The sequence below is a fragment of the Vibrio porteresiae DSM 19223 genome, from assembly GCF_024347055.1.
GTDB lineage: Bacteria > Pseudomonadota > Gammaproteobacteria > Enterobacterales > Vibrionaceae > Vibrio > Vibrio porteresiae.
Genome location: NZ_AP024895.1, coordinates 3,025,487 through 3,037,936, shown reverse-complemented (window position 1 = coordinate 3,037,936; position 12,450 = coordinate 3,025,487). Strand labels below are relative to the sequence as shown.

Annotated in this window: 11 protein-coding genes; 7 read left to right on the top strand and 4 right to left on the bottom strand. The window is 43.8% G+C overall.

The features are described from left to right. Positions 1-56: 56 nt before the first annotated feature. Both srmB and OCV11_RS13815 read right to left on the bottom strand, forming a co-directional pair. Positions 57-1,283 (bottom strand): ATP-dependent RNA helicase SrmB, encoded by a 1,227-nt coding sequence (srmB, locus tag OCV11_RS13820; protein ID WP_261893530.1) that lies wholly within the window; start codon positions 1,281-1,283, stop codon positions 57-59. Between the two features lie 87 nt (positions 1,284-1,370). Further along, positions 1,371-2,078 (bottom strand): tRNA1(Val) (adenine(37)-N6)-methyltransferase, encoded by a 708-nt coding sequence (locus OCV11_RS13815; protein WP_261893529.1) that lies wholly within the window; start codon positions 2,076-2,078, stop codon positions 1,371-1,373. A gap of 320 nt (positions 2,079-2,398) precedes the next feature. Here OCV11_RS13815 and brnQ point away from each other — a divergent pair, with 320 nt between their 5' ends. From brnQ to OCV11_RS13790, 5 genes are all read left to right on the top strand, one after another. After that, on the top strand, positions 2,399-3,712 hold the full coding sequence (gene brnQ, locus OCV11_RS13810) for a branched-chain amino acid transport system II carrier protein (RefSeq protein ID WP_261893528.1): 1,314 nt from the start codon (positions 2,399-2,401) through the stop codon (positions 3,710-3,712). Positions 3,713-3,969: 257 nt separating this feature from the next. After that, positions 3,970-5,068, top strand: a protein-coding gene (prfB, locus tag OCV11_RS13805; protein WP_261893527.1) for a peptide chain release factor 2 whose coding sequence is annotated in 2 segments (ribosomal slippage) — positions 3,970-4,044 and positions 4,046-5,068 — 1,098 coding nt in all. Because the reading frame shifts where the segments join, the coding sequence is not laid out codon by codon here. Positions 5,069-5,102: 34 nt separating this feature from the next. Then, complete coding sequence (lysS, locus tag OCV11_RS13800; protein WP_261893526.1) at positions 5,103-6,635, top strand: lysine--tRNA ligase; 1,533 nt, start codon at positions 5,103-5,105, stop codon at positions 6,633-6,635. A gap of 227 nt (positions 6,636-6,862) precedes the next feature. After that, entirely contained in the window at positions 6,863-8,200 is a 1,338-nt protein-coding gene (gene vpsR, locus OCV11_RS13795) for a cyclic-di-GMP-binding transcriptional regulator VpsR (RefSeq protein ID WP_261893524.1), read from the top strand. 455 nt (positions 8,201-8,655) lie between these two features. Continuing rightward, positions 8,656-8,910 carry a hypothetical protein gene (locus OCV11_RS13790; RefSeq protein ID WP_261893523.1) on the top strand — a complete coding sequence of 85 codons (255 nt, stop codon included), beginning with the start codon at positions 8,656-8,658 and terminating at the stop codon, positions 8,908-8,910. Between the two features lie 44 nt (positions 8,911-8,954). Here the strand turns inward: OCV11_RS13790 and OCV11_RS13785 are convergent, their stop codons facing one another. Next, positions 8,955-9,989 (bottom strand): NADP(H)-dependent aldo-keto reductase, encoded by a 1,035-nt coding sequence (locus OCV11_RS13785; RefSeq protein ID WP_261893522.1) that lies wholly within the window; start codon positions 9,987-9,989, stop codon positions 8,955-8,957. A 317-nt stretch (positions 9,990-10,306) separates the two neighbouring features. Between OCV11_RS13785 and OCV11_RS13780 the strand changes: the two genes are divergently transcribed. Then, positions 10,307-10,612, top strand: a complete 306-nt coding sequence (locus tag OCV11_RS13780) for a DUF6482 family protein (RefSeq protein WP_261893521.1) — start codon at positions 10,307-10,309, stop codon at positions 10,610-10,612. A gap of 57 nt (positions 10,613-10,669) precedes the next feature. Here OCV11_RS13780 and mutH read toward each other — a convergent pair whose 3' ends face one another. Next, the gene (gene mutH / locus OCV11_RS13775) at positions 10,670-11,335 is read right to left on the bottom strand and encodes a DNA mismatch repair endonuclease MutH (protein ID WP_261893520.1); all 666 of its coding nucleotides are present in this window, start codon (positions 11,333-11,335) and stop codon (positions 10,670-10,672) included. 591 nt (positions 11,336-11,926) lie between these two features. Here mutH and rppH point away from each other — a divergent pair. Further along, entirely contained in the window at positions 11,927-12,445 is a 519-nt protein-coding gene (rppH, locus tag OCV11_RS13770; RefSeq protein WP_261893519.1) for an RNA pyrophosphohydrolase, read from the top strand. Positions 12,446-12,450 lie beyond the last annotated feature (5 nt).

Genomic DNA, 12,450 nt, shown 5'->3' with positions numbered 1-12,450 from the left:
AGCGGTTTTTTATCTGTGTATTTTATGCTGTTTGGTTGCCAGCAACACTTAAGACATTATTTTTTCTTTTTGGCGCTTTTTTTAGCCGTTGTTTTCTTGTCGGCTTCTTTTTTCTTTTTCTTCTTAAACACAGGCTTTTTGTGTTGTGGGCGCATGTCTTTGATGTAGCGTTCTTTGATCTCTTCATCAACGTAGCGACTTACACGCTCAATCATTGGTTGGTCATGTGCTTCTACTAACGAGATTGCTGAACCTTTCTTACCGGCACGAGCAGTACGGCCAATACGGTGTAGATACACATCGGCACTGCGAGGCATGTCGTAGTTAATCACATGGCTAACATCTGGGATATCAATACCGCGAGCAGCAACGTCGGTCGCTAACAGCACATTGACTTCACCACTACGGAAACGACTGATCGCATTGTTACGACGGTCTTGAGGCATTTCACCTTGAATCCATGCGCAGACGATTTGAGCGCGTTCCAATTCAGTACGTAGTTCAGCAAGGCGCTCACGGGTTTTAACGAACACGATCGCCTTTTCTGATTGCTCTGTCAGGATCTTCTTCAGCAATTCATTTTTATGTTCTAGCGTATCTGCACGGTGGTACCACTGAGAGATCTTTTTACGTTCACGACGTGATGGTTCAGCACTCACTTCGACAGGATCTTTTAGTAGATCTTCGGTGAAGCCTTCTACACCTTTACCTTCCAACGTCGCAGAGAACAGAAGGGTTTGTTTACGCCAGCGACATTCAGCAGATAAGCGGTCAACAACAGGACCAAAGCCCATATCGAGCATACGGTCTGCTTCATCAAGAATCAGCCATTCAATAGCACGACAGTCGAAACGTTCGGCATCGATGTATTCCAGCAGACGCCCAGGAGTAGCAACCACGATATCTTGAGTTTGCGCAAGGATATCAGCATGTTCTTGATATTGAACGCCACCGGTGATGGTAATGACATTCAGACGAGAGTTTTTACCCAGTGCGCGGGTTTGATCTGCCACTTGCATAGCAAGTTCACGAGTTGGCGTCAAAATGAGGATACGTGCAGGACCAGCTTTCTTACGAGGAAAATCTTGTAAGTATTGCAGTGCCGGAATAGCAAAAGCAGCAGTTTTACCCGTTCCCGTTGGAGCGGACGCCAACACATCTCTGCCATCCAGGGCTTGAGGTATCGCGTCAGCCTGAATTTGAGTTGGGCGGGTAAAGCCTAGCTCTTCAATGGCCTCGACAATATTTTGGTCCAGTTCAAGGTCAGCAAAGGTTTTGATCACAGTGTTGTCTCCACAGGTATGGATAATTCAGTCAAAAAATAGGTCGCACATTATAGTGGGATCAATGGCCAGATCATATCTTAATTTCTACATCTTAAGATAAAACTCATGGGTAAGGGCAATAAATTGTTCGCTGTAGCCTTGTTCTGCATTGATCGTGAGTGTTTCAAAATGAGGTGTCATTTTCCCCTGTTTTAATTCAAATAATAACCGAGTTGGTTGTTTACGTAAGGTGGTTCGGACATCACAGCGCCGGGTAAGAGACCAACCTTGCTGCTCAGCAAGCTTAATAAATGCTTCCCCCTCAGTGATGGGGAGGACAAAAGCTGCGACACCATCTGGGGTTAATAGTGAATTCAATTGAGTAATAAGCGCCTTGTGATCGAGACTATTCGTATGACGCGCGATGGCTCGTGAGGCATCTTGAGAGGCTTCCCCGGAGGTAAAATAGGGTGGGTTGCAAATAACAGCATCAAAACGATGGTCTAAGTGATATTCCAGCACATTCTTCTGGCTAATCTGCAGACGCGCAGACCATGGAGATGAAAGTGCATTTTCAGTGGCGGTTAAATAAGCATTGTTATCTATATCAATGGCTTGAATCAGAGCGTTGGGAAAACGCTGTGCGCATATTAATGCCAGTAATCCTGATCCAGTCCCTATGTCTAGAATGGTCGATGGCGGTTGTTGAAACGCCCAAGCGCCCAGCATGACACCATCCGTGCTTACCGGCATACCGATATTACCACCGTTTTTAATGGTGAATTGCTTGAATTTAAAGTCTTTTTTCTTCATTTTCTTAATTTAGGTGAAATATTGGGTTTTTGGTTGATTGGAGTAAATTTCTCTAATGTTGATCAAATGTATAGTGGTTTGTTCTATTTTTGGTTCAGATATGTACGCTGTTTTATAGAGTATAATTCTAATTTTTTACTACTAAACCAGATTAAATAACTGCTTATTTGCTCTACTTGTAAATTAATCTAGTGTTTTTTTCTTTAGGCTTGCGAAAAATTAACGATTTGTTCATTATTCTGACCTTAGATGGGTGGCGGGAATGTATCAGACCTCCATCTGCACACAACATCCAACACATAATTAATTAAGGATTATCTGTGAATCAGCGTTTAAAATTAACAGATATTATCGCTCTTGGTTTTATGCTTTTCGCGTTCTTTTTGGGCGCAGGTAATATCATTTTTCCACCTTTGGCAGGACAGCTTGCAGGCCAAAATCTTTTGCCATCCATGGGTGGTTTCCTTTTGACAGCCGTAGGTCTTCCTCTCTCTGGTATCATCGCCGTTGCGTTAGCCGGTGGTAGTTGGGAGCATTTGACTAAAGATTTGCCGAAGAAAGTGTCGACCATTATGGCGTCATTGATCTTTATTATCATTGGTCCAGCGTTCGCCGCTCCTCGTACAGGGTTGGTGGCGTATGAGATGGCGGTTAAGCCTCTAATTCACGCGCCTAGCAGCGTGACTTTGGCTATCTTCTCAGTCGTTTTCTTTGCTATCGCGATGTTTTTCTCATGGTCGCGTGGTCGATTGATCGACATGATTGGTAAGTTGCTAACACCAGTACTATTTCTATGCTTAGCCATTTTGGCTATTGCGGTATTCGTTTCTCCTCAGGGCGATATCATGGCAGCACAGAAAGCGTATGCGGTAGCACCATTTACCACTGGCTTTTTCGAGGGCTACAACACGATGGATACATTCGCATCTCTGATGTTCGGTATCTTGGTGGTTGAAGGCTTACGTAGCAAAGGCATTACGGAAGAGAAAGCAACAACAAAATATCTGATTAGCGCTGCATTTATTGCTGCTGCTGGTTTGGCATTTGTCTATATCTCTCTGTTCTACTTGGGTGCAACCAGCTCATCGATTGCAGCGGGTTCAGACAACGGCGGTACCATCTTAAGCCTGTATATCCAAGCGTTGTTTGGTAGCTATGGACAGTTGGTTCTTTCTATCATTGTAACTTTGGCATGTTTGACTACGGCTATTGGCCTACTTTCATCTGTCTCTGATTACTTTAGTGGGATTACTGGTGTGACCTATCGTCAATGGGTGGTTATCATTGGTGTTATCTGTGCAGTGGTGGCTAATGTTGGTTTATCTCAGCTGATTTCACTGTCAGTTCCAGTGCTGTTTGCACTGTACCCAGTGGCGATTGCTTTGGTTATTTTGGCCTTTGTGCGCAATAGATTGCCAAGTCCAAGATTGTCTTACCGTGTTGTTCTTCTAGTGTCTTTGTTCTTTGCTCTGTTAGACGCTGCGAAAATTGTGGGTCTAGATGTTTCATTCTTTAACTTCTTACCACTGTTTAGCGATGGTATGGGATGGGTTCTACCCACTCTTGCTACTCTGTTTATCATGTTCTTCGTTGGTCGTAATAGCGAAGCTCAGTTAGAACAAGAAGCCGCATAAATTCGGTTGAGTTAGATGCAAAGGCAGTGAGTGATCACTGCCTTTTCTTTTTTAGACGAAATAAGGAGTTGAATAAACATGCGCTGGTGGTATTGAGCCATTGCTGTTTGTTTGATGTAGAGACTCTTTCTAGTAAAGCCTCTATTGGAGATCGCTCTTGACCATATAAGGCAATTTCGACGATTTTTTCCTGTATCTTGCAGCTATTTTTCAGTAGAATTCTTCGGTTAAATTCTATTCATAACTATTAAGCCAAAATGTTTGAAATCAATCCTATTAAACACCGTATTCAGGATGTGTCTGAGCGCACGAACATCCTGAGGGGGTATCTTTGACTACGACGCCAAAAAAGAGCGTCTTGAAGAAGTCAATGCAGAACTAGAACAACCTGATGTGTGGAATGAACCTGAACGAGCTCAAGCTCTAGGTAAAGAACGTTCTGCACTTGAAGCTATCGTAAACACTATCCGTGAACTGGATCAGGGTGTCGATGATGTTGAAGGTTTATTGGAATTGGCTGTTGAAGCTGAAGACCAAGAGACATTCGATGAAATTGGTCCAGAGTTGGATGAGTTAGAAAGCAAACTGGCGAAGCTTGAGTTCCGCCGTATGTTCTCCGGTGACCACGATAGTTCAGATTGTTACTTAGACCTTCAAGCCGGTTCTGGTGGTACTGAAGCTCAAGACTGGACTTCAATGCTATTGCGCATGTACCTTCGTTGGGCTGAAGCAAAAGGTTTCAAAACAGAAGTGATCGAAGTGTCAGAAGGCGAAGTCGCTGGTCTGAAATCGGCAACGATCCGTGTATCTGGTGAATACGCTTATGGTTGGTTACGCACAGAGACTGGTGTACACCGTCTTGTTCGTAAATCTCCGTTCGACTCAGGCGGTCGTCGCCATACTTCATTTGCATCGGCATTCGTATACCCTGAAGTTGACGACAACATCCAAGTGGATATTAACCCTGCCGATCTGCGTATCGACGTATACCGCGCATCTGGTGCCGGTGGTCAGCACGTTAACACCACTGAATCAGCGGTTCGTATTACCCACTTGCCAACCAATATCGTGGTTCAATGTCAGAACGATCGTTCACAACATAAGAACAAAGATCAGGCAATGAAGCAGCTTCGTGCAAAATTGTTTGAATATGAATTGCAAAAGCAAAATGCAGAAAAGCAAGCCAATGAAGATGCGAAATCAGACATCGGCTGGGGTAGCCAAATCCGTTCTTATGTATTGGATGACTCCCGTATCAAAGATTTACGTACCGGCGTAGAAAACCGTAATACTCAAGCGGTTCTCGACGGTGACCTAGACAAATTCATCGAAGCAAGCCTTAAATCAGGCCTTTAAGCTTTCACCGACCAATTAACAGGATACATGCAAAATGACTGATGCTGTTCAAAACGAAAAAAGCGAAGATCAACTCGCGCACGAAGAAAACAAACTGATTGCAGAACGTCGTAGCAAGCTAGAGCACATCCGTAAGGATTCAAAAGCGAATGGTCACCCAAATGACTTTCGTCGTGACAGCCTAGCTGGCGACCTTCAAAAAGAGTTCGGTGAAAAGACGAAAGAAGAACTAGAAGAGTTGAACCACATTGTTGCGATCGCTGGTCGTGTCATGGCGAAACGTGGTCCTTTCATTGTTCTGCAAGAAACAAGCGGTCGTATCCAAGCATACGCAGCCAAAGAAGTGCAAAAAGAGCTTAAAGACAAATACCTAGGTCTAGATATCGGTGACATCATCGGTGTGAAAGGCGCGCTGCATAAATCAGGTAAAGGCGACCTTTACGTGAACATGGAAGAGTATGAATTGCTGACTAAAGCACTTCGTCCGCTACCAGAAAAATTCCACGGTTTGACTGACCAAGAGATGCGCTACCGTCAACGTTATGTTGACTTGATCGTAAACGAAGATTCACGCAATGCATTTATCATTCGTTCAAAACTGGTTGCTGCGATTCGTCAATTCATGACATCAAAAGGCTACTTAGAAGTTGAAACTCCAATGATGCATTCTATCCCTGGTGGTGCAAGTGCTCGTCCGTTCGTGACGCATCACAATGCATTGGATCTTGAAATGTACCTGCGTATCGCTCCTGAGCTTTACCTAAAACGTTTGGTTGTTGGTGGTTTTGATCGCGTATTTGAAATCAACCGTAACTTCCGTAACGAAGGTCTTTCTCCTCGTCACAACCCAGAATTCACTATGATGGAATTCTACCAAGCATACTCAGATTACAAAGACCTAATGGACTTAACTGAAGAAATGCTAAGCACTGTTGCGATGGAAGTTCTAGGTACCACTTCACTTCCTTACGGCGATGACGTGGTTGAATTTGGCGGTCAATATGCTCGTATGACCATGTTGGATGCGATCAAAAAATACAACCCAGATCATGCTGATATCCAAGCTCTAACAGACGAAAGCGTACAAGACCGTGACCTAATGGTTCGTATCGCGAAATCTGTGGGTGTGGAAGTAGAATCTTTCTGGACTTGCGGTCAGCTTCTTGAAGAAACCTTTGGTGAAACTGCTGAACCACAATTGATGCAACCAACGTTCATCACAGGCTACCCAGCAGACATTTCTCCATTGGCTCGTCGTAGCGATGACAACCCATTCTTCACTGACCGTTTCGAGTTCTTTATCGGTGGTCGTGAAGTAGCAAACGGCTTCTCTGAGTTGAACGATGCAGAAGACCAAGATGCACGCTTTAAAGCACAAGTTGCGGCTAAAGATGCGGGTGATGACGAAGCAATGTTCTACGATGCAGACTACATCACTGCACTAGAACATGGTCTACCACCAACAGCGGGTCAAGGTATCGGTATCGACCGTCTAGCGATGTTGTTTACTAACTCGCACACGATTCGTGACGTAATCCTGTTCCCAGCAATGCGTCCAGCAAACTAATAGATCGCCTTGTTTAACAAAAGCCGCCGTTATAGGCGGCTTTTTTGTTGTGCAACAGCACGAAACTTAGGCAAAAAGTTTCTTGTTTCCATGTGGCAAAAAGGGTTAATTACTTCTAGTCTTAAATGTGAGACAGATTAATGGGGAAAGTCTCGTTATTGTAACGACATAGAGATTTAGTGCCAAAAGTGACACAGCCATTTTAAGTTTAGAAAAGGAACGGATACATGGGGACACAATTTCGAATGGATTCAGCGCCAGGTTCGTTAATCCTCGTAGGGGGAACTTACGAGCCGTGGTTGTCTGTATTAGAGCAAGCAGGTTGGAACTGTAAACTGTGTTCGGACTTGCGTAAAGCGGATTCTTTATTTAATGAGAGCGGTCCCTGCATAGGCATTGTGGATTTGAGCCAAGACGAGTTCAGTTTGAATGGTATTGCTAACTTAGTGAGCAGCCATAAGCAAGTTCGTTGGTTGGCGTTTATTCGAGAAGCTCAATTGGGCTCAGATACCATTTGCCAATTTATTGTGAACTTCTGTATCGACTTCTTTACTGCGCCGATTCCTGATGCTCAACTGCTTAGCACCATTGGTCACCAACTAGGTATGCTTAAGCTTGAGAAGAAAGTGTGGCCAAGTTTTGGTTCTGTTGGGGATATGGGGCTGTTAGGCGAGTCGACAGCAGTGAAGCGTCTGCGTGATCAAATTAAGCGCATTGGCCCAACTGATGTGAGCATCTTAATCTACGGTGAAAGTGGATCTGGCAAAGAGACTGTAGCGCGAGCAATCCACAAAACGTCATCACGTAACCAAAAACCGTTTCTCTCTGTGAACTGCCGCGCCATGTCTGAGCAGCGTATTGAACAAGAGCTCTTTGGTATTGATAACGATAGCATCGAAACGATTCTGCCGATTCAAGCCAATGGCGGTACGATTCTACTGAATGACATTTTGACTCTCCCTAAGCAGCAGCAATTGAATTTACTGCGTTTTTTGCAAGAGGGTACGGTTGAAACGCCAAATGGTACGAAAGAAGTGAATGTGCGAATTTTGGCGGCTAACTCATCAGACATTGAAAAAGCGCTGATCGATGGCGATTTTAACGATGAGCTTTACCATTATATCAACGTATTGCGTATCAACGTCCCTAGTTTGAAAGAGCGTGCCGCTGACATTGCGCCGTTAGCGACCCATTTCTTGCAAGTTTATTCAAAAGAGTACAACGCTCAAGCTCGCAGTTTTTCTGAAGATGCTGTACGTGCTTTAACCCGTTATTACTGGCCAGGTAATATTCGTGAACTCATGAACCAAGTGAAGCGCGTGGTACTGATGTCAGACAGTGTAATGCTGCAAGAAGGGGATTTAGACTTACCTAAACGGATTGATGGCAAGCGTAGCTTGAAAACGATTCGTGAGCGTTCTGAACGTGATGCGTTGCTTTTGGTACTAGAATCTAACTCTGGGCAAGTATCGTTGGCTGCCAAAGAGCTGGGGATCTCCCGTGCAACCATGTATCGTTTGCTTAACAAACATAATCTAATCTCAGATACACACTACACATCTTGATTGTTCTCTGTGAAAGAGACACTTATCTAGTGATAATTGCTGAATAGTTAATGAAACACAGGTCATATACTCTTTTATGGCCTGTATTTTTTAGCATTTATCAGCCTAATCAATTGTTTTTTGAATTAGTTCACTTTTTTGGTTGAATAATAATCACTGGAGGTTATCATTTAACCGTGAGCTTAACTCACTGAATTTACTTCTATTTGGACTTTTTTATTTGCTTGGAGGCGCATTATGAAACTTATGAACGTAACTCATATCAATGCGTCTGATCGCCAAAATTTAACCGTGGATCGATTTGATCTCACCGTTAGCGCGAGCAAACCCAAGAAATAAATTGTCCGTATCCTTTAATAGGCTGCGGAAAAGGCAGTCTGTTATGGGATCGATCTATTCCAGTTTCCTATCTGTATTGTCTTTTTCCTCAGCTATCCATTTTGCTGGAGAAAATCATGCAACAATCACTTTACCTTACTTTGGCCGTTCTGTTTGTTCGTGCTGATATCAAAAGAGAAGAGCGCCGTTGGCGACGCCAAATTCGCCGTGTTCGTTACGACGTTCCTTGGGATAATGCCCATCTATTGAAAGATATTGGTTTAGAACCAGATGGTCGAGTTATTGGTGAATGCACTTTACCTGATGCCATCATCGCTCAACGCCGTGTTCGTCATCTTCGCCGGGTGTTAACGTCGCGAATACCGACGTAATACAAATGGGGGAAAGCGATGCTTTCCCCCTTGAACGCCCTTAACTAAGGGCATGGATTTGAGTAGACAGTGGCGATCTCATTGATACGAGCCAGTAACTCATCACTCAGTGTGATCTCTAAACTGTCGATATTGCTTTTCAATTGGTCCATCGTAGTGGCACCAATGATGTTTGACCCCACAAATGGACGTTGGTTAACAAACGCCAGCGCCATTTGTGCCGGATCGATACCAAACTCCTTGGCGAGGTTGACATAAGCCTCGGTTGCTTTAATTCCTTGAGGGGTAAAATAGCGCTGAAAGCGTTCAAACAAAGAGCAGCGAGCTCCGTGCGGTTTCGCGCCATTGAGATATTTACCGCTCAAGATACCAAACGCCATTGGTGAGTAGGCAAGTAATTGAATACCTTCATAATGACTGATTTCAGATAAGCCAATTTCGTAAGTACGATTGAGAAGATTGTATGGGTTTTGAATCGATACCACTTTGGGTAAATCGTGCTTATCGGCTAAGCGCAGGTAGGACATCAAGCCCCAAGGTGTTTCATTGGAGACCCCGATATAACGCACTTTCCCCATCTTGACGATGTCGTTAAGTGCTTCCAGAGTTTCAATCAAACTCACCGCACTTTTTTCTTCCTGATCTGGGTAGTTCAGTTGACCAAACATATTGGTATTACGTTGTGGCCAGTGAACTTGATACAGGTCGATATAATCCGTTTTCAGCCGACGCAAGCTATCATCAACTGCCTGATGAATGTTGCGATGGTCTAACGCCATATTTTCACGAATATGGTTAATTCGGCTTGGGCCAGAAACCTTAGTAGCCAGAATGATCTTTTCTCGCTTCCCTGATTTTTCTAACCAGTTGCCAATAAATTCTTCGGTTTTTCCTTGAGTCTCTGTCTTAGGTGGCACTGGATACATTTCAGCGGTATCAATGAAATTGATGCCTCGCTCAAGGGCGTAATCCAATTGTTGAAACGCATCTGCTTGTGTGTTTTGTTCACCATAAGTCATGGTGCCAAGACACAATTTACTGATCTCTAAAGACGAATTAGCCAGTCTAGTGTATTGCATAGCTCTTCCTTGCTTTTAGGGCCGTTATCCTAGTGATTGAGAGTGAAGATAGCGAATCGATTCAAGAGACCTATGTCTTAACCTATGGAGTTATTGCCTCTTTACGCACTCATCAACTACTTTGGATATATGTGTTTCTTAGTAGGTTGTTCTGAGACACCTTTATAGACTGTACGCTGTCCTTAAGAAAACGTCGATAGTGACTTGAAAATACTCAGAGTTTCTTATGTAGGAATCACTCTAAGTTTAAAGTCTGTTGACCTGTAGTTTGGCAAGAACGTACTGATGACCGACCAGTAATGCACACGGAGGTTAAGATGGATCAACATCAATTCCATCAATGGTTGCACCATACCGATCAAGATCATCAGCCCAAAGTGTATATCTTAGGTGGTGCCGATTTATCCCAATACTCCATCGCGGTTGAATGCCGTCATAGGATGGAGCCATTGCGCAATGAACAGGGAGTTATGCATTTTCAATCGATCGATGAAGCGAAACAGCATTTGATCAAACAAGGCGTAAGTCATGCCTGTTTGCGCTTATTTACGCCGTATGAAGAGTGCGGTACGGCCGGACGTATGCATTATAGTGATATGGAGCTACCCCTTACCAATGACTGACTCCCTTGGGAAATGGAGGGGGCAGTTTCTCTGCTGTAAGCATTAGCACCGTGATGATCAAGCATAGTGACGCTGCAAAATTCGAGCAGTAAATTGAGTGCGTAAGTAAAAACCGCGCGGCAGTGTGCGAATGGGTTTACCACTCGCGCCATAGGCTTCAGTCAGCACTTTTCCATTGGCCGCTTTAGGACGTAGCTGCAGTACTTCGCCATGTTTTGCTGTGATCTGCGCAAATTTACCAAGTACGATCATCTCCATTAGCTCTTCCCAATCGGCTTTCAGCTCTGCTTCTTCTTCCGCTGAAGGACTCCAAATCAGTGGCATGCCGACACGACGATCTTCCAAAGGAATATCTCGTTCTCCTTCCACCGGAACCCATAAAACCCGAGAAAGCTTATTGCGTACATGGCTTTGTTCCCATGTCAGTCCATAGACACCGGTTAATGGAGCCACACACACAAAGGTGGTTTCCAGTGGTTGACCGTTATAGCCAATAGGGATGCTTTTCAGTTCAATACCTAAATCAGCAAAGTCTTGCTGCGGTTTACTGCCCGCCGTGGCACCAAGGTGCCATTCAAGGAGTTGACCAACCCAGCCTTTATCACGACGAAGATCCCTAGGAACCGTCATCTGCGCTTCATGAGCCAAATCGGCAAAACTCATCCCTGCGATCGCGCGAGCTCGTTCAAGTAATTCTTGTTCTGATTGTGGTTCTGTTTTCATAGCGACCTGCTCAATAACGTGGCAAAAGATCCTACACCATTTTTTTGCAGAATAAATGGGATCGCCAATAAAAGTTATCCACAAATAATGCACTGATTTTTGCGACGATAAGGTGAGTATGTATGGATAAACAGGAGTGGCAGGAGGATTTTTGGCCATGATTACTGGGTTTTGCCCAGTGATACGTGAGAGTGATGTGGATAACCTAAGTAATGGTGGATCTTTGTTCGATTTTTATTTTTAAATGATCCTTTTTTATCCAGAAAAATTTACCTAGTGATTTTTGTTATTTAACTTTATGTTTTCAATGTATTTTATTTTAATTCTTTCACTGGTCTAATAGGATCTTTTTTGTTCGCTTTGTTGGCTTTTTGAACGAATAATCGGCTTCTACACAAACTTATTCACAGAAAACGTGAATAAATGTGCTCTGCATCTCATTCTGTTGTTGATAAGTTAACCAAGGATGAAAAAACGAACATTTTTCGCCTTCTCGTACATAAATATCGTGTTTATCACATTAGTTAGTTTGCTCCGGCTGGGGATATGTGGAAAAATCACCGTAATTAAGAATTTGCTAGAGGTTTGCCAGTGATAGATGGCGATGGTTACCGACTTAACGTCGGTATCGTGATATGTAACAACCATGGTCAGGTATTCTGGGCGAAACGATACGGGCAGCACTCATGGCAATTCCCGCAAGGAGGAATTGACGAAGGTGAGACTCCAGAACAAGCAATGTTCCGTGAGCTTTACGAAGAAGTGGGTCTGACTAAAAAAGATGTGAAAATCATAGCGACAAGTCGGCATTGGTTACGCTATAAGTTGCCAAAACGTCTTGTGCGTTGGGATTCTCAACCTGTCTGTATTGGACAAAAACAGAAATGGTTTTTACTGTGTCTTGAATGTGATGAATCAAAGATTAACATGCAACGCGGTAATGCCCCTGAATTTGATGGTTGGCGGTGGGTGAGTTATTGGTACCCAGTACGTCAAGTTGTTTCTTTTAAGCGCGATGTTTATCGTCGAGCAATGAAAGAATTTGCGTCGTTGGCGATGCCTTTTAGAGAACGAAAAGTAAAAGGCAAGCGTAAGAACCGAAGAGGATAGACGAA

Coding starts and splice junctions, on each gene's coding strand:
- OCV11_RS13815 (WP_261893529.1), bottom strand. CDS start 2,078: ATGAAGAAAAAAGACTTTAAATTCAAGCAATTCACCATTAAAAACGGT.
- OCV11_RS13780 (WP_261893521.1), top strand. CDS start 10,307: ATGGATCAACATCAATTCCATCAATGGTTGCACCATACCGATCAAGAT.
- vpsR (WP_261893524.1), top strand. CDS start 6,863: ATGGGGACACAATTTCGAATGGATTCAGCGCCAGGTTCGTTAATCCTC.
- lysS (WP_261893526.1), top strand. CDS start 5,103: ATGACTGATGCTGTTCAAAACGAAAAAAGCGAAGATCAACTCGCGCAC.
- OCV11_RS13785 (WP_261893522.1), bottom strand. CDS start 9,989: ATGCAATACACTAGACTGGCTAATTCGTCTTTAGAGATCAGTAAATTG.
- OCV11_RS13790 (WP_261893523.1), top strand. CDS start 8,656: ATGCAACAATCACTTTACCTTACTTTGGCCGTTCTGTTTGTTCGTGCT.
- mutH (WP_261893520.1), bottom strand. CDS start 11,335: ATGAAAACAGAACCACAATCAGAACAAGAATTACTTGAACGAGCTCGC.